Annotated in this window: 15 protein-coding genes and 4 tRNA genes; 5 read left to right on the top strand and 14 right to left on the bottom strand. The window is 46.7% G+C overall.

The window, feature by feature from the left end; translation table 11 throughout:
• Positions 1 to 115 precede the first annotated feature (115 nt).
• From AR337_RS08065 to AR337_RS22675, 3 genes are all read left to right on the top strand, one after another.
• Positions 116 to 1,477, top strand: a complete 1,362-nt coding sequence (locus tag AR337_RS08065; protein WP_059171487.1) for a cytochrome ubiquinol oxidase subunit I — start codon at positions 116 to 118, stop codon at positions 1,475 to 1,477.
• Between the two features lie 12 nt (positions 1,478 to 1,489).
• Positions 1,490 to 2,536, top strand: coding sequence for a cytochrome d ubiquinol oxidase subunit II (locus AR337_RS08070; protein WP_059171488.1), 1,047 nt, complete (start codon positions 1,490 to 1,492; stop codon positions 2,534 to 2,536).
• 88 nt (positions 2,537 to 2,624) lie between these two features.
• Positions 2,625 to 2,783, top strand: coding sequence for a DUF1540 domain-containing protein (locus AR337_RS22675; RefSeq protein ID WP_082686897.1), 159 nt, complete (start codon positions 2,625 to 2,627; stop codon positions 2,781 to 2,783).
• A gap of 288 nt (positions 2,784 to 3,071) precedes the next feature.
• Here AR337_RS22675 and abc-f read toward each other — a convergent pair whose 3' ends face one another.
• From abc-f to AR337_RS08105, 8 genes are all read right to left on the bottom strand, one after another.
• A complete protein-coding gene (gene abc-f / locus AR337_RS08075) occupies positions 3,072 to 4,967 on the bottom strand; it encodes a ribosomal protection-like ABC-F family protein (protein WP_059171598.1) in 1,896 nt (631 codons plus the stop codon).
• A gap of 269 nt (positions 4,968 to 5,236) precedes the next feature.
• Positions 5,237 to 5,350 carry an RAxF-45 family protein gene (locus AR337_RS23920; RefSeq protein ID WP_301335712.1) on the bottom strand — a complete coding sequence of 38 codons (114 nt, stop codon included), beginning with the start codon at positions 5,348 to 5,350 and terminating at the stop codon, positions 5,237 to 5,239.
• A 97-nt stretch (positions 5,351 to 5,447) separates the two neighbouring features.
• On the bottom strand, positions 5,448 to 6,554 hold the full coding sequence (gene menC / locus AR337_RS08080) for an o-succinylbenzoate synthase (RefSeq protein ID WP_059171489.1): 1,107 nt from the start codon (positions 6,552 to 6,554) through the stop codon (positions 5,448 to 5,450).
• A complete protein-coding gene (locus tag AR337_RS08085) occupies positions 6,551 to 8,041 on the bottom strand; it encodes an o-succinylbenzoate--CoA ligase (RefSeq protein ID WP_059171490.1) in 1,491 nt (496 codons plus the stop codon). Before AR337_RS08085 ends, menC begins: the two co-directional genes overlap by 4 nt.
• 99 nt (positions 8,042 to 8,140) lie before the next feature.
• The gene (gene menB / locus AR337_RS08090) at positions 8,141 to 8,959 is read right to left on the bottom strand and encodes a 1,4-dihydroxy-2-naphthoyl-CoA synthase (RefSeq protein WP_059171491.1); all 819 of its coding nucleotides are present in this window, start codon (positions 8,957 to 8,959) and stop codon (positions 8,141 to 8,143) included.
• Between the two features lie 15 nt (positions 8,960 to 8,974).
• Entirely contained in the window at positions 8,975 to 9,784 is an 810-nt protein-coding gene (gene menH, locus AR337_RS08095; protein WP_172797521.1) for a 2-succinyl-6-hydroxy-2,4-cyclohexadiene-1-carboxylate synthase, read from the bottom strand.
• On the bottom strand, positions 9,781 to 11,532 hold the full coding sequence (gene menD, locus AR337_RS08100; RefSeq protein ID WP_059171492.1) for a 2-succinyl-5-enolpyruvyl-6-hydroxy-3-cyclohexene-1-carboxylic-acid synthase: 1,752 nt from the start codon (positions 11,530 to 11,532) through the stop codon (positions 9,781 to 9,783). Before menD ends, menH begins: the two co-directional genes overlap by 4 nt.
• Positions 11,529 to 12,935 (bottom strand): isochorismate synthase MenF, encoded by a 1,407-nt coding sequence (locus tag AR337_RS08105; protein ID WP_059171493.1) that lies wholly within the window; start codon positions 12,933 to 12,935, stop codon positions 11,529 to 11,531. Before AR337_RS08105 ends, menD begins: the two co-directional genes overlap by 4 nt.
• A 358-nt stretch (positions 12,936 to 13,293) precedes the next feature.
• Here AR337_RS08105 and AR337_RS08110 point away from each other — a divergent pair, with 358 nt between their 5' ends.
• Together AR337_RS08110 and AR337_RS08115 are read left to right on the top strand one after the other, a co-directional pair.
• Positions 13,294 to 14,229, top strand: a complete 936-nt coding sequence (locus AR337_RS08110) for a 1,4-dihydroxy-2-naphthoate polyprenyltransferase (RefSeq protein ID WP_059171494.1) — start codon at positions 13,294 to 13,296, stop codon at positions 14,227 to 14,229.
• 139 nt (positions 14,230 to 14,368) lie between these two features.
• Positions 14,369 to 15,130: a TraR/DksA C4-type zinc finger protein gene (locus tag AR337_RS08115; RefSeq protein ID WP_059171495.1), complete on the top strand. Its 762-nt coding sequence runs from the start codon at positions 14,369 to 14,371 to the stop codon at positions 15,128 to 15,130.
• 44 nt (positions 15,131 to 15,174) lie between these two features.
• Here AR337_RS08115 and AR337_RS08120 read toward each other — a convergent pair whose 3' ends face one another.
• The 6 genes from AR337_RS08120 to AR337_RS08150 all read right to left on the bottom strand — a co-directional run bounded on the left by AR337_RS08120 (position 15,175) and on the right by AR337_RS08150 (position 18,673).
• Positions 15,175 to 16,227 carry a sugar phosphate nucleotidyltransferase gene (locus AR337_RS08120; RefSeq protein ID WP_059171496.1) on the bottom strand — a complete coding sequence of 351 codons (1,053 nt, stop codon included), beginning with the start codon at positions 16,225 to 16,227 and terminating at the stop codon, positions 15,175 to 15,177.
• Between the two features lie 22 nt (positions 16,228 to 16,249).
• The gene (locus AR337_RS08125) at positions 16,250 to 17,395 is read right to left on the bottom strand and encodes a glucose-1-phosphate adenylyltransferase (RefSeq protein ID WP_059171497.1); all 1,146 of its coding nucleotides are present in this window, start codon (positions 17,393 to 17,395) and stop codon (positions 16,250 to 16,252) included.
• A 795-nt stretch (positions 17,396 to 18,190) separates the two neighbouring features.
• Positions 18,191 to 18,262: transfer RNA gene (locus AR337_RS08135), tRNA-Glu, on the bottom strand.
• 5 nt (positions 18,263 to 18,267) lie between these two features.
• Positions 18,268 to 18,358: transfer RNA gene (locus tag AR337_RS08140), tRNA-Ser, on the bottom strand.
• Positions 18,359 to 18,361: 3 nt separating this feature from the next.
• Positions 18,362 to 18,436, bottom strand: a tRNA-Asn gene (locus AR337_RS08145).
• Between the two features lie 160 nt (positions 18,437 to 18,596).
• Positions 18,597 to 18,673 (bottom strand) — tRNA-Ile (locus AR337_RS08150).
• Positions 18,674 to 18,742: the final 69 nt, after the last annotated feature.

Genomic DNA, 18,742 nt, shown 5'->3' on the forward strand with positions numbered 1-18,742 from the left:
GGCATGCGGATGCTTTTATTTTTTACAGGACCTGCCGTTTCTTTATAAAAGTGCAGTCTAAACCATTACGGTTTGGTCAACACTGTTGCTATGCATTTTTGAAAGGAAGAGTAAAATGAGTGATTTGTTAATTGCCAGGTCCTTGTTCGGAACAACAATGGGTTTTCATATCATACATGCCACAATTGGGGTCGGGCTGCCGCTGATGATTCTTGCCGCAGAGTTGTTGTATCAAAAAACGAAGGATATCGAATATGTGGTAATGGCAAAGAGATGGACAAAGGCGTTTGCAGTGCTTTTGGGAGTCGGCATTCCGACAGGTACCATTGCGGGAACGCAGTTATCGCTTTTGTGGCCGGGTTTTATGGAGGTCATTGGCCGAGTGATGGCCCTGCCATTCCAAATCGAGATTTATGCCTTTTTTGTGGAGGCCCTGTTCATGTCGATTTATGTATATGCGGCAGAACGGATTAAGCCATGGATGCGGATAGCCAGCCTAATCCTCGTCGCGCTTGGCGGATTGGCGTCAGCTGTTCTCATTACGAATGTACATGCTTTCCAAGGGACACCTGCGGGATTTGATATTGTTAACGGCAAAATTGTAAACGTCGACCCGTGGAAGGCATTTTTCAATCCGAGCTTTTTTGTCACAGCGACACACGTAGCTGTTTCCGCCTATGTGGTTGGCGCTTTCGTTGTAGCAATGGTTGCAGCCTTTAAAATGCTTAGGGCAGAGCATGGTTCGAAAATTTATAAGTTTCATCAAAAGGCGCTTACCTTATCACTTATCATTGGCGGTATATTTTCCCTCTTAACGGCTGTTAACGGACATGAATCCGCTCAGATGCTTCATCAATATCAGCCTGAAAAGCTGGCGGCCGCTGAAGGGCTATTTGAAACACAGTCATATGCCCCACTCGCAATAGGCGGGCTGACTGACCGGGAGAGCGAATCGGTTAAATACGGAATCGAAATCCCCTGGGCGCTCAGTTTTCTGGCGGGAAACCGTTTTGACACAGTTGTAAAGGGGCTAAACGAATGGCCGGAGAGTGAGTGGCCGCCACTGTTTACTCACACACTTTTTAACGGGATGGTTTTTATCGGCACCTTTCTAATCCTAGTCGCCGCATTCGGCCTGTTTTGGAAAAGATTCTTAAAAAAAGATAAATACCCAAAATGGCTGCTATGGTCCTATGTGGCGTCCGGGCCGCTTTCGATTCTGGCCATAGAATTCGGCTGGATATTTGCCTGTACCGGCCGGCAGCCGTGGAACATTTACCGGATGCTTTCAACCGCTGAATCGGTCACAACACAGACGAATCTTGGCCCGATCTTCGCCATGTTTGTTTTGGTCTATATTATCCTGGCAGCTGCGGCGATTTTAGTCCTGCTTCACTTTTTTAAAAAGAATCCTGTCCAGCGTGATCTTGACCGTGCCAGAAGTAACAATGGACAGCTGTTCAGCTCGAATACATAAGGAGGTGCGAAATTGGTTGATGCCTATATTGCGATAACCATACTTTGGGGATTTGTCTTCATTTATGCTGTAATGGCAACGATGGACTTTGGCGCTGGATTCTGGTCAATGATTTACATCAACAGGAAAAATACCGGGGCAACGAATATTGCCAACCGTTACCTGTCACCCACGTGGGAAGTGACGAATACGTTTATTGTCGCTCTCGTTGTTGCCATCTACAGCCTTTTTCCACGGGGGGCATATACCCTCGGGACCGTTCTGCTAATTCCCGGAAGCATCATCCTCGTCCTGCTGACGTTAAGGAGTGCATTTCTTGTATTTTCCAATATTGCGGAAGAATACCGAAAGCCGTTAACCTATGTGTCAGGAATTAGCGGATTTTTAATCCCCGGATTGTTAATGAGTGTCCTTCCGATTACCCATGGCCAGTATATCGATACAATCAACGGGAATCAGACCTTGAACCTGGCCAGGCTTTTTACAAGCCCGAATGAATATGCTTTCTTTGGCTTTGCTATTAGCTCGACATTGTTCCTTTCTTCCTTACTGCTGGCGGATTATTCAAAGGTATCGAATGACTTCCATGCATATGGAATTTACCGGCGGGATGCCCTAATCCTTGGCCCTGTTTCGATGGTGATGGCATTGGCAATCATGGTTACACTGAAAAGGGAAGTCTCCTGGATTTACAACGGGATGATGGAATATCTTCCCTTGCTTTTCCTTTCATCAGGATTATTCCTGCTTGGAGGTCTCGCCCTTTTCCTCCCATCAAAACGGGATGGACAAAGGGTCACGGGCATGCCAAGAATTGCGGTCATTGCCGTAACAGCCCAATACCTTGTTGCGAGCTATGTATATGGAAGGGCGCACCTGCCCTATCTCGTCTATCCGGATGTGACCATCCACTCGGCTTTTACCGACCCCAATTCGTTTAGGGCCGTTTTTGCGACCTATATCGTTGGCTTTGCCATCCTGTTTCCCGGTTTCATTTATTTTTGGAGCCTGTTCATGCATGACAAGAAATATCTTCGAAAAAACAAAGCCGCGGACTGATGCCAAAACCCGCATTTTTTGGCAGGGATGAATTCCTTACATGCTTCAGAAGCTAAATTCGTATCCCAAATTTTAAGGAGTGATACGAATGGCAAAAGACGTCCTGTGTGAAGTGAACAATTGTACGTTTTGGGAAAATGGCAATAGGTGCGGTGCAGAGCAAATTTATGTCGTAAGCCATACGGGAGAAACAGCGGATACGAGTAGGGAAACCGATTGCAAAACATTTGAGCCTCATGGCCATTGAGTTTTAATTAGCAAAAAGCCGGTTCCTTTTAGGGACCGGCTCAGACTGTAGACACACTCGTAGAACTCCGGGTTTGTCTACAGTCTTTTTTGATTAAGGCTATGTTAAATTTGGCTGTTGATTTCCACTACGGGTGGACGCTTTCCGCGGGCGGGGCCGAGCCGCTTCCCTCGCTACGCTCAGTCCAGGGTCTCGACTTTCCCGCTATTCCCGCAGGAGTCGCCACCCTCCATTCCAATCAACTGAAACCTCCTTATATAAAGAACGCTTTTATTAGGAGAGGAGTTTTCAACCATCAATCAATTCGGCTAGCAGTTCATACATGGAATCGCGGTCCTTTTCAAGTTTTTTCTTTGAGATGAACAGCGCCTGCAGCCTCTCAAGCTTTGTTTCAATTTCCAATTCAGATTCAAGGATGGAAAGCTCCAGTTCCGCCTTCTCCAATCCAGCTTCTATTTCTTCTATTTGTTTCGTGCTGCTTTTGACCATCGGCTTATTCTCTGCCCGCTTTACATGTTTCGGTGCGGCCACTTCCTTCGGGGGCTCCTCCCGCCCCTTAAGTTCTTCCAGCTTCATTTTCGCCCAAGTATAGCCTCCTTCAAATGCATAAAGCTTCGTGTTATGAATCCAATATGTCTTTTTGAAAAGCTTATTTAGAAAGTACCGGTCATGCGATACGGCAAGTATCGTGCCTTTAAAGTCTTCAAGGGCATCCTCCAGTACTTCCCTCGAGTCAATATCGAGGTGGTTTGTCGGCTCATCCAGCACAAGGAAATTGATATCCTGATACATCAATTGAGCCAAGCGGAGCCTCATTTTTTCGCCGCCGCTCAGCTGGCCGACTGAACGAAACACAGCCGGGCCATAAAATAGAAATTTCGCAAGTATGTGCCTTGCTTCCCCTTCAGGAACATGAACCTCATCACGGAAAGCATCAATCAGTCTCCGATTTGGCACCAAGGCTGAAAAATGCTGTGACAGGTAACCGATTTTCACATTGCTCCCGACCTTCAACTTACCCGCATCCGCCTCGACCTCGTTCAACAGCATCCGGATAATGGTCGACTTTCCGGCACCATTCGGCCCGACAATGGCAGTCCGGTCAAGGTATTGGACAAGCATGCTTGCCTCTTCGAACAACCTTTTGTCGCCAAATGTTTTTGAGACCGCCTCCATGCAAAACACGTCTTTCCCGCTCCTGTCCGTTTTCTCAAATTCAAGGTCCATTTGCTTCCGCTCAAGCACTGGGCGCTTCACTTTTTCCATTCTCTCAAGGGCACGTTCCATATTCCTGGCCCGTTTATGTAGCCCTTCGCTCGGAGGGTTTGCCTGGTTTGCCCATTCCCTTAGCCGTTTGATCGCTTCTTTCATTTTCTTTATTTTCTTTTGCTGTTCCTGATAGGCCTGGAATTCCTGCAATAGCCTTTCCTCTTTTTCTTTTACAAAACCGGAATAATTCGTGTGGTAAATTGTCAGCTCCCCGTCCTCAAGATCAAAAACCTTGGAAACAACGCTATCAAGGAAATAGCGGTCATGCGATATACAGACAATGGTGCCGCCATATTCCGCTAAATAGCCCTCAAGCCATTCAACCGCCAAAATATCAAGATGGTTTGTCGGTTCATCCAACAATAGCAAATCTGGCTTTTGGAGGAGTACAAGGCCAAGGCAAATCTTGGTCTGTTCGCCCCCGCTCAATTGCATAAAAGGCTCCTTTAGAAACCCTTCAATCCCAAGCCCTTTTGCCACCCTCGAAATATCGGCATCCATTTCATATCCACCGGAGAGGCTGAATTCATCCTGGAGGCGCCCATACTCAGCGAGGTCACTGGCAAGCGTCCTTTCATCCACCGCAGCAGCCATATTCGCTTCGAGATTTCTGAGCCGGGAAGCTATTTTTGTAAGACCGGAAAAAGCGGATTGAAGGACATCCAGGCCGGTTGTTCCTGAAGGGTAGCGTGGAATTTGTGCCAAATACCCAATCCTTGCCCCTTTTTTAAAATGAATCTGTCCCTTATCAATTGTTTCTTCGTTTGCAAGCAGCTTAAAAATGGTTGTCTTCCCGCTTCCGTTTCTCCCAACAAGGCCAATCCTGTCCTTTTCTTTTATCTCAAATGATAAATTTTCTACTATACTATTTCCACCAAATATTTTTGAAATTTGTTGGACGCTGCATAAAATCATTTCCCTCTTCCTTTCATACATAAGGTTCTGGCAAAAGGCAAAATAAAAAGCCATGAAGGGATCATCCTCCATGACTAATCGATACTTACACCCGTTTCCCGCAAGCATGGTTCCCGAACGATTGGATTCACACCAATCCTTTTGCCCGGGTCATTTGCATTGCAGGGTATATTTTGGCTTTCGGGACACCAAAAAAAGAGCATTGCGCTCTCTTTTGCCGCCGATAATATCGAACTGGAATTGAGACCTCTTACCGTTCTGTTTCATATTCAATTGCTAAATGAGGGCACACCTGTCCCGTCAAAAGCAATTTCATGAAAAATTGCACGGCAAATATAAATAAATTCCAAAAATCCACCATGCAATCCTACAGAACGTATCATCTCAATTCCACCTCCTTTATACCAATAAGTTCCTTTATTATATGACGATGTAAAAAATATCGCAACTTTTAATTTTCAGAACTTTTATTTCACGGACTCAAAAACGGAAGGCCTTTCTCTTTGTTGATATTTGCTCAAGGCGGCTTCGATTTACTTCAAATCCGATTCCGGGACTTTTAGGAACGGTGATCCAGCCGTTTTCCACTAAAACTCCCGGCGCAATGATATCCTCCTCCCAAAAACGGGAGGACGATGAAATATCGCCTGGAATTGTGAACCCTGGCAGCGATGCAAGTGCGATGTTATGCGCCCGCGACACCCCAAATTCAATCATGCCCCCGCACCACACCGGGATTCCTCTGTCCTTGCAAAAATTATGGATCCGGATTGCCTCTTGCAGGCCGCCTACTTTTCCTGCCTTAATCGAAACAATCCTGCAGCTTCCAAGCTCCACAGCCATAACCGCATCTGTAAAGGAGTTGATGCTTTCATCAAGGCAAATGGCGGTTGTAAGCTTCGTCTGCAGCTTTGCATGCTCTAGGAAGTCATTATGGGCAAGCGGCTGCTCAATCATCAGCAGGCCGAGTTCATCGAGCGCTTTCAGCTTGTCCGCGTCGTTCAGCGTATAGGCTGAATTGGCGTCGGCCATGATTGGCAAGTCTGGAAAAGCTTTGCGAATCCTTGAAAGGAGCCGATAATCATTTGCAGGGCTTATCTTTACCTTGATCCGCTGATAGCCTTCCTCCACATACATGGCTGTTTGTTCAAGTGCCTGGCCTTCATCCTTTGAAGCAACGACGACACCGGATGGAATCCGGTCTGCCTCACCGCCGATAAGCCTTGCTAGCGATACCTGTTTTTGTTTCGCGTACAAGTCCCAAAGTGCCAGTTCAATTGCGGATTTTGCCATATGGTTGCGGCGAATTCCTCCGAACAGCAAGGATGCATCCTTGGGATGGGAAACCGGATTTCTTTTTAAAAGAGGAATCAGAAATTCCGTCATTACATGCCAGCAAGTGCCTACTGTTTCCTCAGTATACCAGGGGGACGAGAATGCGACACCTTCCCCGAAGCCCCTGTTGCCATCCTCATCAACCGCTTCAACAATAATGCTTTCCCTTTCCTCTACCGTCCCAAGGTGGGTATGGAAAGGCTGCTTCAAAGGCATGGAGATGATACTTGCATGTATGGAAGAAAGATTCATTGATCCATTTCTCCAATCAATTCAGGCAGTTTCCTGCGCATTAATTTGTTTGAAGCATTTCTTGGCAGCTCGGATGTAAAGTAGAAATTCCTTGGCACCTTGTATTTCGCGAGCCGCTCAACACAAAAGAGGCGAAGCTCTTCAACGGATGGTGCATTTAGCCCCTTTGGAACAATAAAAGCGGCTGGTGCCTGTCCCCACTTGCTATCCGGCATTCCGGCAACGCCAACATCCCGGACCCCTGGATGGGAAAGAAGGACGCTTTCAATTTCAGCGGGATAGATGTTTTCTCCTCCGGAAATAATCAGGTCGGAGCGCCGGTCAAGGACATAAAGGAAACCGTCTTCGTCGAGGCGGCCGATGTCCCCTGTATGCAGCCAGCCATCAATGATTTTTTCAGCTGTTTCCTCGGGTCTATTCAAATACCCAGGCGTGACATTTGGCCCCTTCAGCAGAATTTCACCAGCTTCACCGATTGATGCATCGGTTCCATCAGGCATTTGGATCTTCATTGATACCGGGAATAAAGGCTTTCCGGCAGACCCCAATTTTGTGAGGCTGTATTCCGGGGAAAGAGTTACAGACTGTGACGCTGTTTCGGTCATGCCGTATGTCTGATAGACCGGAATCCCCTTCTCCCTGCACGCTTCCAACAAAGGCAGCGGGGCTGGCCCGCCTCCGAGTAGCATGCATCGGAACGTTTCAGGCAGGCGCTTTTCTCCAAGCATTTCGAGTACCCTTGATAGAGTTGTCCCGACGACAGACATGATTGTCACCTGCTTCGACTGAATCTCCTCAATAACCTTTTCCTCGTCAAAATGGCTGTGGATGATAATATGCATCCCATAAATGATGCACCTCATCAGGATGGAATAGCCGCTAATATGAAAAAGCGGAACGGTACATAACCATGTATCTTCCGTGGAAAGGCCAAGATTCAAGGCAGAACCCGAAGCGCTCCAGAAATGGTTCCCATACGTTTGGAGAACGCCTTTCGGGCTGCCCGTCGTGCCGGACGTATACATTACCGTACAGACACTTTCGAGCGGCACTTCGTCTGGAACAATTATTTCACCACGTTCAGTTGCCCGAAGTTCTTCCAATGAAACACATTTGGTACTAGGCAGGCCTGTTGCCGAACTTTCTGCCTTTTCTTTGAAGGCTTCATCGTAAACCAGGAATCCCGCTTGGGCATCTTTAAGCTGAAAGGAGAGTTCAGTGGTCGACAGCCGGTTGTTCAGCATGACGGCGGGTGCCCCGCATAGCTGGAGCGCGAATAACAAAACTGCAGTGTCAAGGCTGTTTCTTACAAGGATGCCTGTATAGCTCCCATTCCTGATTCCTATGACGGCCATTTGTTCAGCGACAGCCATACTTCGGCGATAAAGCTCCCCGAACGTCAGTGTTTCAGGCCCGTAGCTGATAGCAGCCCGGTCCGGGGTCAGGAAAGCGCGTTTTTTTAAAAAATGGGGTAATGTATTTGCCATTCTTTTCACCTTCTATAGCAAAACAGCCTGATGGGCGTGCCCATCAAGCTGCAGAATGTTAAATGATCGGCGAATCCGCCTAGAATATATTTTCCCGGTTTATGGGAAACGAGGGAACTGGCCAAAGTCTGGCTTGCGCTTCTCTTTAAATGAGTCACGGCCTTCCTTTGCTTCTTCTGTTGTATAGTAAAGAAGTGTTGCATCCCCAGCAAATTGTTGGAGGCCTGCAAGCCCGTCCGTATCCGCGTTCATTGCGGCTTTCAGGAAGCGAATTGCTGTTGGGCTCTTTTCAAGAATTTCTTCACACCATTTGATTGTTTCTTCTTCAACCTTGTCAAGCGGCACAACTGTGTTGACAAGACCCATGTCCAATGCCTCCTGGGCGTTGTACTGGCGGCACAGGTACCAGATTTCGCGTGCCTTTTTGTGCCCGACGATTCTTGCCAGGTAACCGGAACCGTATCCCGCGTCAAAGCTACCGACATTAGGGCCAGTTTGGCCAAAAATCGCATTATCGGCTGCAATCGTCAGGTCGCAAACGACTTGGAGCACATTTCCTCCGCCGATTGAATAGCCTTTTACCATGGCGATAACTGGTTTTGGAATAACCCGGATCAACCGTTGAAGGTCAAGGACGTTCAAGCGCGGAATTTGGTCTTCGCCAACATAGCCGCCATGGCCGCGTACCTTCTGGTCACCGCCTGAACAGAATGCCTTTTCTCCGGCACCTGTCAGGATGATAACCCCGATATTTGAATCATCTCTTGCATAGGCAAAAGCATCAATCATTTCCGTTACCGTTCTCGGAGTAAAGGCATTGTGCACTTCTGGACGGTTAATGGTGATTTTGGCTATGCCGTTATATGTTTCATATAAAATTTCATTGTATTTGCGTTCTGCAACCCATTCTACTGTCAAAAATAAAACCTCCCTTTATGTATTTGTCAAAAACCCACTTACTATTGTACCAAATTTCTCCGGATTCTCCACATGAACTGCATGCCCCGTATCTTCAACTATAACAACCGAAGCCGAATTGATAAGTGCGCCCATCTTTTCGGCAATCCCGCAGAACTTTTCGTCAAACTCTCCCGCCAAAAGAAGTACATCCGCCTCTAATTCGGGAAGCCTGTCCCAATAGGACGGCTGGGCTCCAGTCCCCATCCCGATCAAGGATTTGGCCAGCCCTTCCGGTGAGTTTTCCATTCGCTGAGTTCTAATGGCATCTGTTACTTTATCAGGCATCGCCTGAATTGATTTGAACAGCGGGATATTCTCCCAATAATCGACAAAAGCCTCAGTGCCTTCTTCTAAAATAAAGTTGGCAAGTTCACTGTCTTTCATGCGCCGTACCTGCCTCTCCTTCTCATTGGCAAGGCCAGGTGATGAACTTTCCAGAATCAATTTGCCCACCCGGCCGGGATAGGTTAGCGCAAATGCGAGTGCAAGCCGTCCGCCCATTGAATAGCCCAGGAGATTTACTTTTCCGATCTTGAGTTCATCAATTATACCCTTCAGGCCATGGACTGTGGATTCTATACTAAAGCGCTCATGCCCTCCATTGAAATCCGTTTTGCCATGGCCGGGCAGGTCCGGGCAAATCATCAATGAATGTTGGCCCAGTATCTCGCAAAAAGGCTTCCATGTGCCCGCGTTGCCTGTAAACCCGTGGAGAAGCAGGAGCGGTTCACCGTACCCGCAAATTTCCAGATTGTAGACATCCCCATTCACCTTCAGGTTCATTGAACTCCGTCCTCGAGCTTGCTTATTTCCCGGGAAACCGCTGACCAAATTCTTCTATGTTCAGCCGCATTTGCCTCCCGATTGGTCACAACCTCGATAACCTTCAGTCCAGGCTTGTCCTTTGCAGAAATAATCGCATCGTTGAAGTGTGTCCAATCATGGACCCGAGTAAATGTGCCGCCGTACATTTCCACCACATGAGAAAAATCAAGGTCAAGAGGTGTGCCGAAAAGGCGCTCGAAATTTCTCGATTGCCCTGATTGTGGAAGAAATGAAAATATACCGCCTCCATTATTGTTGATTAGAATTACTGTTAGATTCAAATCATACAATTTTGCAGGGAGCAGGCCATTCAAATCGTGGTAAAACGTCAGGTCGCCAAGAACTAGGTACATTGGGCTCGCATAAATCGACGCTCCAAGCGCCGTGGAGATAACGCCATCAATGCCATTCGCCCCTCGGTTTGCCATTACGTTTATCTGTTTACTATTCAGCCAGAAAAAGCTGTCGAGGTCACGGATTGGCATGCTATTTCCCACAAATAAGGAAGATCCGTCAGGGAGCAAATCTGGAAGTTCACGGTAAACAAGGCTTTCATTCAGCTTTTCCCTGTCCATTTCCGCATCCATAGCTTTCTTTGACTTGGAATTCAGCATCTGCCACTTATCCGCATAATTGGTATGTGGCACCTTATTGATATTCTCAAGGAGACCATCACAAAAAAGGGCTTCATCACAATAAATCATTTCAGTGGATAGGGCATGCGGATCAAGCCAGCCTCCGCTTCCATCAACAACAATTTGCCTGGCCTCCCGATTTTCCTTAAGGAAAATCGTCAGTGCCTTCGAAACAGGCATGGCGCCGAAGCGGATAATTACTTCAGGCTTTATCTGGCGTTTTGCCTCCTCAAAGCGAAGGAAAGAATCATATGCATCGACAACCCATTTACCTGAATTGCTGCCGCTTCTCAACTGGGATAGAGGATCGGCAAGGATAGGAAAGCCGATCGCCTCTGCCAGCGCTTCAACTTTTGCGGAAAAAGCATTATTATCGAGCTGGCCGCACACAATAATGCCTCTTTCAACTTTCCCGAGAAGCGAGGAAATCCGCTTAAATCCTTGCTCATCAAGAACCCTTTTGCCCTGTGTGACAGAAACATACCCCTCCGCCCTTTCAGCGAGTTCAAAAAGGCGGTCATTTTCCAGATTGGGAATAAGCGGCTCACGAAATGGGAAATTCAGGTGGACCGGACCAGCCGGGGCCTGAATCGCTATCGATGCCGCCCTTCCGCAAACCATCCGCGCGTAGCGGAGCATGTCCACAGCCTCTTCAGGCAATGCCATTTCCGCAAACCATTTTACATGCTTCCCGTACAAATCCATTTGGTCGATTGCTTGCGGCGCGCCGACATCCCTCAGTTCATGGGGACGGTCCGCCGTCAGCACAAGAAGAGGTACGCGTGAATAACGGGCCTCAACAATCGCCGGGAAATAATTCGCGGCGGCAGTACCTGAGGTACACAACATGACAGCGGGCCTTCCGCTCGCCTTTGCAATCCCAAGCGCAAAAAAAGCGGCTGACCGCTCATCAACATGGATATGCAAATTCAAGCCCGGATGCTCGGCCATAACCATCGCCATTGGCGTCGAGCGGGATCCCGGACTGACAACAACATCCTTTATGCCTGTATTAACAAGTTCAGCCACAAAGGCTGCTATATAAGCTGTCAAAGCACTTTGATGGTTCATTCATTTTTTCCTCCAAGAGCTGAAAGCATCGGCCTGAACTTCAGCCCGGTTTCAATATATTCACTCTCCGCATCAGAATGCGCGACAACACCGCAGCCGGCAAATAGTGAGGCTTCCTTCCCCTGGATAAGCCCGGAGCGAATCGCCACAGCAAACTCACCGTTTCCTGCATAATCCATCCATCCGATCGGTGCAGCGTAAAAGCCCCGGTCAAGAGCTTCAATTTCACGAATTTTTTCAATTGCCGCTTCCTTTGGAAGTCCTCCTAGCGCCGGGGTTGGATGAAGCCTTTCCACAATATCAAGAAGGCTGGATGTATCTTTAGATGTTCCTTCAACAGGAGTGTATAAATGTTGAATATCCCTTATTTTCATTAATTTTGGCTGATCGGGAATAGAAACATGGTTACAGGTTTCTTCCATGGCATCCCTGATCATATCGACCACATACTGATGCTCCGCAAGGTTTTTTTCATCTGATAATAACAGGCTGCCAAGAAGGCTGTCCTCTTCGGCAGTTTTTCCTCGTGGAATTGAACCTGCAAGGCACGCAGAACGGACCGATTTTCCGCGCTTTTTGATGAGCCGCTCCGGGGAAGCCCCGATAAAGCTGTCCCCGCCTGATTCAAAAGAAAAAATAAAACTGGTCTTTTGCTCCTGTTCCAGTTTTTCCAGAACTGCCGTGCTTTCAACTTCTTTATTGAAATAAAGGCGTAATTCCCTTGCAAGCACAACTTTTTTGAGCGGGCCATTCTGAAGCTGCCCGACCGCGTCTGTAACGGTATTCTTCCAGTCACCGGCCATGATTTCTTTAACTTCCTTAAGGATTACTTCCGGCTCAGTGCGCTCGACCTTGAGATTTTTAACAAGCGCCTCCCTTTCAACAGCAACCTTATTAAAAAGAGAGAGGCCGTCATGCTTCGAGCATACAACGTTCGTAGTCAAATATGCTTCCCCATCCACCACGGTCAACATAAACCTTGGTATGTGAAATAGGGCATCAGGATATTTTGACCAAAGAACAGTTTTGGGCTTTAAAGGATCGAAGGAAAAACCTCCGAACATTACAGGGCCCAATCCCGCTTTATTATAAGAATTAACAATAATTCCATCCTGGATAAGCTCATTCCAGTTCCTGTCAATATAGGTAAACCGGCCTTCCGCCAGGCCAGTGCTAAGTTGCGCTGCAATGCCCAGACCTGCAATATAAAACCCTTCATCCGGGTCCCTCCAGTAAAACCGCTCACCAAAAAAATCTGCACTTCCGCTATCGAAAAAGGAAAGAGGGTCAATTGCACCGGCCTTTTGGACCTCGCTAACCAGGATTGGCCTGCCCTGCTCCCGAGCTCTTCCTATTCCAAGAAGGATTGCTTCTTTCAGTTCCGTTTCATGAATGGTAACCACAAATTTCCCTCCAAAACAGCGTCAAATGCTGTTGTCCATTCAACTTAAACCTCATTAAGGATACTCTCCGTTGAATGGAGTGTCAATAACACTTGTCACTATCAACCAGTTTCATTCCTTATTATATCGCATTCCGCCGCAAACCTCGACAAACGATGCCTAAAAAACTACAGGAATTAACCTTTGTCTCCCAAAAAGGGAAGGGAACCTTTTTTATTGGAACTGTTTCCAGATTTCAGGAAAAAAGGATTGACAGGCGACAGGCGATTCCATACACTTGAATTTGGTATGGTTTTTTGCCAAGTTTTCATAGAATGCTAAATTTGAAGTAACAAATAAAAATTAGGGAGTGTACATCATGCAGCCACAAGTACAGACTGGCACATCCCATGTACCTGAATCGAACCGCGGCTTCCGCGCCTGGTGGCAGCTAACAAGGCCCCATACGCTGACAGCGGCATTCGTACCGGTTTTCCTCGGCACAGCCCTTGCGCTTGACGTAGGGAGAATCGACTTTGGGCTCTTTTTTGCAATGCTTGTCGCCTGCCTTTTGATTCAGGCGGCTACAAATATGTTCAATGAGTATTACGATTTCAAAAGAGGCCTCGATACCGAGCACTCAATAGGCATCGGCGGCGCAATTGTCCGGGACGGTATCAAACCAAGGACCGTGATGCAGCTTGCCCTTATCCTATACGGCATATCCATCCTGATTGGCATTTATATTTGTATGGAAAGCAGCTGGTGGATAGCAGTGATTGGCGGCGTCTCCATGCTTGCCGGCTACCTATATACAGGAGGCCCTTACCCAATCGCCTATACTCCGCTGGGGGAACTGTTTGCCGGATTTTTCATGGGCTGCCTTATCATCCTGATCTCATTCTTTATCCAGACCGGATTCGTATCGGCAACGAGCGTATTCGTCTCCATTCCGGTATCCATTCTCGTTGGCGCCATCCTTATGGCGAACAACATCCGTGACCATGACGGGGACAAGGAATTCGGCAGGAAAACACTTGCCATTTTACTTGGCAGAGAGAACGCCATCCTCTTCCTTGCCGGCATGTTCGTTGCCGCCTATATCCTGGTTGCAATAATGATTGGCCTCGGCATCGCATCAGCATGGACGGCTATCGTCATTTTGAGCGCTCCGAAAGCAGTCAAGGCAATCAAAGGTTTCAAGGCCGGCCGGGTTCCGATCCAGATGATGCCCGCCATGAAAGCAACTGCCCAGACAAACACAATATTTGGATTCCTGTTATCCATCGGCCTGTTTTTAGGCTACTTCATCTAGCTCCTGCCATAGCAGGAGCTTTTTTCATGGATTCTAATCGGGCAACCTCCCTCCCTTAGCCTATGTTTCATCACAGCTCGTACAGGGAAGGAATTTAGTACAGATAAAGCTAAAATGCTACGAAACGGATGTGGACTTGATGTTATCAAAAGACCAATTAAATTCCCTGAAATATTTACTGGAGGAAGAAAATAAAGCATTAACTAATCAACTGGAAATGAAAAACGGTTATGGTGACCGCGACAAGGAAGAAACCGAAACAGTCGGAGAGCTTTCCTCTATTGACAATCACCCGGCCGATCTCGGTACCGAACTTTTTGAGAGGGAAAAAAACTTCGCGCTCGAAGACCACGCCGGTGCACAGCTGGAAAAAGTCAATGAGGCCCTGGAAGCCATTGAAGATGGTTCTTATGGAGTATGCAAGGAGTGCGGCAAAGACATTCCATTTGAACGGCTTGAAGCCATCCCTTCCACTCTTTACTGCGTGGATCATACTCCGGACCAGACAGCTGCAAATGACAGGCCGGTTGAGGAGGATATTCTTACTCCTTCTATTCCGAATTCTTTCCGGGGAAAAGGGGACGGCGGTATCATTGATACAAATGACTCGTTTGAGGAAGTAGCCCGGTATGGCACTTCGGAAGGACCGCAGGATCTTGTCGGAGACTACGACAGCTACGATGATCTTTACAAGAACGGTATCAATGAGGAAGGGGCAACAGAGGATATTGAGGAGTTTGTTTCCAACGACATCGAAGGTGGAAACCGGAAATTCAATCCGAACCATGAAAAGCTGAAGGAATTGGAAGAACTGCTGGACAGGAAAGGGTTGGAGTCGCAAATGGGGGACGTCCATTACAACAAGAAAGACAGCTACATTGATAAAGACAATGATGAGTAAAACAAAAATGCCAGCTCCTACGGTTTAAAGGAGCTGGCATTTTATTATAGAATCATAAGGGTTCTTGCTGGAGTTTCTCCCGGTTCAATAAAGCTACCCTTGCTATAAACAATTGGTTTGGCTGGATTCCCAATCAAGATGGTTCCTGACTCAACCTTTACATCCTTATCAAGGATGACAGAGTCAAGAATACACTCTTCGCCAATCTGGCATTTTTGCATAATTACACTGTTTCTGATAACGGTTCCCTTTCCAACTGTCACTCCCCTAGAAATAATGCTGTTTTCAATTTTCCCCCTAAGCTGGCAGCCGTTGGCGACCAAACTCCTTTTTACAGAGGATTCCGGGTAATAGCGGGATGGCGGCTCATCTTTAACCTTTGTATAGACGGGTTGGCGCTTTTTGAACAGCGAATTCCAAATTCGGGTTTCCAACAGTTCCATACTCGTCTTAAAATAGCTCTGGATTGATTCTACCCTTTTGGCATAGCCTTCATATTCATACCTGCACACTGAATAAGGGCAGGATAAGTCTTCAAATACATCCTTGATGCACGTATACCCGGTTTCGGCCCTGCTTTTAATCAAATCGATTAGAAGCGAGGTCTTGAGCAGATAAATATCAAGGGACTCCCCATGTTTGTATACCTCGGTCAAATCGCATCCGCATTCGATATGCTGCTCCAAAAGATGGTTGAAATCTGTATTAATAACGGTATTCGAGTTCGAAATCAGAGTGTATTCCTGTGTACTCCTGTAAAAGAAATCAAGGTTATCTGCATAGTGTGAGAAGCAGCCAATGCCCGACTCCCTATCTGCATCCGATGGGGAAGCAGGAAAAAAGAAAAGCCCGTCCCGTTTTCTGTTTAAGTCCCAATTCTTCCCCGAACCAAGGTGGTCCATTAACGATCTGTATCCGGACTTTGGAAAAATCGCCACACTGCTGATTCCTGAGTTCACCATGCTGGAAAGGACAAAGTCAATCAGGCGGTATCTTCCTGCAAAAGGTAGGGCGGCCACCGGCCTATGCAGCAGCAGTTCTTGCAGGTCATCGTGGTATGTGGCGGCATCGATGACTCCTAAGAGTTGTTTCTTCATTTTTGTCCCTCCTTCTCTATCATTAAGTAGCGAGATATTTCTGTTGGATCATATCTTCATTGACAAGTACAATCTCCCCGTTTTCCGGGCGAATAACCATTCCATCCGGAACTTCAAGGTCACATGGAACGATCGCCTTTTCGATAAAGGTGTTTTTTCCAATTACAGCATCCGGCATAATGACTGAATCCTTGACCACGGCTCCTATTTCAATGGTTACTCCCTGAAAAAGCACAGAGTGTTCGACATCCCCTTCAATCGTGCACCCCTCATTAACCAAGGATTGAACAACCAATGCATCACTTGAAATGAACTGCGGCGGCTGGTTGGGATTAACTGAATAAATCCTCCAATTGTTATCAAATAAATCCAGGCCGCATGTATCATCCAGGAGATCCATATTTGCCTCCCAAAAGCTTTGGACCGTTCCGACATCCTTCCAATACCCCGAAAATGGGTAGGCGACAAGCTGCTTCCCTTCCGCTACGAGGCGGGGAATGACATCTTTGCCAAAATCATGGCTCGAATTCTCATTTGCATAATCCGTTTCAAGGCACTCTCTCAGTACATTCCAGTTAAATATATAAATTCCCATTGAGGCGAGATTGCTTTTGGGAACGTCCGGTTTTTCCTCGAATTCTGTGATTCTCATATCTGGGCCGGTATTCATAATGCCGAACCGGCCTGCATCAGCCCACGGGACCTCAATCACTGAAATACTGGCATCGGCGCCTTTTTCAATATGATACTGGAGCATATGTTCATAGTTCATCTTGTAAATATGGTCGCCTGATAAAATAAGAACGTACTCTGGATCATATTGCTTTAGATAATTCAGGTTCTGGTAAACAGCGCATGCTGTCCCCGTGTACCATTTTACTTCCGAAGATTCACTAAAAGGTGGAAGGACCGTCACTCCTCCATCCTTTCGGTCAAGGTCCCAAGCACTCCCGATCCCAATATAGGAATTTAACAGCATCGGCTGATACTGGGTTAGCACTCCGACAGTATCAATACCCGAGTTTGTGCAATTGCTTAAAGTGAAATCAATAATTCTGTATTTCCCGCCAAACGGAACTGCGGGTTTGGCGATATTCCTAGTCAACATCTTCAACCTGCTGCCCTGGCCGCCTGCCAGCAGCATCGCCACGCATTTTTTCTTTGCCATTCAGCCGCTCCTCTCTTCTCCCGGACAAAAACAAAAGCCCTAGCGAAGTATGAAAACCCTTCTGCATCGAGGACTTATCACGCAACTGCCCGGCATATTTTCTGGAAAGATTGGAACCCCTTTGTTCTCCCATAAATGCTTATATTAGAAAGCCAAAAGCTTTAGAAGGCCTTTGTCTTTACCATTCAAAAGGAGCAGCATGTCTCTATCATGCTTCATACATACATCCAAATCCCCTTTGAAATGGATATTCTACTTTTTAACTATAATTCGTTTAATGCCTGTCATTTCCTTTACAAAAATTCTTTGGTTTTTAGACAAAAAATCGGCGGAATCTCCACCGTTATCAAAAATTCCACCCTATACGTCCGCAACAGACAATTTATCTTTCAAAAAAGGCTAAAATTCATCCAGTAAACTCGAAAAAGTATGACTAGGAAGTGAATAATCCATTGAATAAAAAGTATATGTAGAATGTTATAAGAAGGAAGTTAAAAAGAGATACCCAAGTTATAAATGAAGCTGATCAACTTGAATATTTGTAGTATTCTTACATTTACCCTATTTTTTGAAAGAATAACCTCTTTTTCATAAATTTTTTTGAAGTATGATAAAAATTGAGATCATTAGGAAGAAGATAGCATACATGAAGGAAAGTGCTTTAAAACGGAGTTATTTACGATTTAACTAGTTCAATAGAATAATGAAAAAACGGAATAGAATTTCAGTCAGAGGTTATATGAAAACATAAAAAAAGTGCTGTCGGCTTATTGCCGACAGCACTTTTTTTAAAGATGACCCCTACGGGATTCGAACCCGTGTTACCGCCGTGAAAGGGCGGTGTCTTAACCGCTTGACCAAGGGGCCATAAATGGCGGAGAAGGAGGGATTTGAACCCTCGCGCCGGTCACCCGACCTACGCCCTTAGCAGGGGCGCCTCTTCAGCCTCTTGAGTACTTCCCCATATGGCTCCGCAGGTAGGACTCGAACCTACGACCGATCGGTTAACAGCCGATAGCTCTACCACTGAGCTACTGCGGAATAATAAAAGTGAATCTATACTCCATATTTGTAACTGTGTCCCCGCCTCAGCGAACTAATGCAAGCAGTGGCTCGGCGTGTACAACTCGCAGTTTATTCATGGAAGTGATGCTCGTCTCTACCACTGAGCTACTGCGGAATAAAAGTCTTTATACAAAAATGGTGGGCCTAAATGGACTCGAACCATCGACCTCACGCTTATCAGGCGTGCGCTCTAACCAGCTGAGCTATAGGCCCACATATGGAGCGGGTGATGGGAATCGAACCCACGACATCAGCTTGGAAGGCTGGAGTTTTACCATTAAA

Source organism: Bacillus sp. FJAT-27445 (genome assembly GCF_001510665.1).
In the GTDB taxonomy this organism is placed as follows: domain Bacteria; phylum Bacillota; class Bacilli; order Bacillales; family Cytobacillaceae; genus Bacillus_D.

Excerpts from the sequence above, each read along its gene's own strand:
- AR337_RS08065 (WP_059171487.1), top strand. The coding sequence starts at position 116 with ATGAGTGATTTGTTAATTGCCAGGTCCTTGTTCGGAACAACAATGGGT.
- AR337_RS22675 (WP_082686897.1), top strand. The coding sequence starts at position 2,625 with ATGGCAAAAGACGTCCTGTGTGAAGTGAACAATTGTACGTTTTGGGAA.
- abc-f (WP_059171598.1), bottom strand. The coding sequence starts at position 4,967 with ATGATTTTATGCAGCGTCCAACAAATTTCAAAAATATTTGGTGGAAAT.
- AR337_RS23920 (WP_301335712.1), bottom strand. The coding sequence starts at position 5,350 with ATGATACGTTCTGTAGGATTGCATGGTGGATTTTTGGAATTTATTTAT.
- menC (WP_059171489.1), bottom strand. The coding sequence starts at position 6,554 with ATGAATCTTTCTTCCATACATGCAAGTATCATCTCCATGCCTTTGAAG.
- AR337_RS08085 (WP_059171490.1), bottom strand. The coding sequence starts at position 8,041 with ATGGCAAATACATTACCCCATTTTTTAAAAAAACGCGCTTTCCTGACC.
- menH (WP_172797521.1), bottom strand. The coding sequence starts at position 9,784 with ATGAACCTGAAGGTGAATGGGGATGTCTACAATCTGGAAATTTGCGGG.
- menD (WP_059171492.1), bottom strand. The coding sequence starts at position 11,532 with ATGAACCATCAAAGTGCTTTGACAGCTTATATAGCAGCCTTTGTGGCT.
- AR337_RS08110 (WP_059171494.1), top strand. The coding sequence starts at position 13,294 with ATGCAGCCACAAGTACAGACTGGCACATCCCATGTACCTGAATCGAAC.
- AR337_RS08115 (WP_059171495.1), top strand. The coding sequence starts at position 14,369 with ATGTTATCAAAAGACCAATTAAATTCCCTGAAATATTTACTGGAGGAA.
- AR337_RS08120 (WP_059171496.1), bottom strand. The coding sequence starts at position 16,227 with ATGAAGAAACAACTCTTAGGAGTCATCGATGCCGCCACATACCACGAT.
- AR337_RS08125 (WP_059171497.1), bottom strand. The coding sequence starts at position 17,395 with ATGGCAAAGAAAAAATGCGTGGCGATGCTGCTGGCAGGCGGCCAGGGC.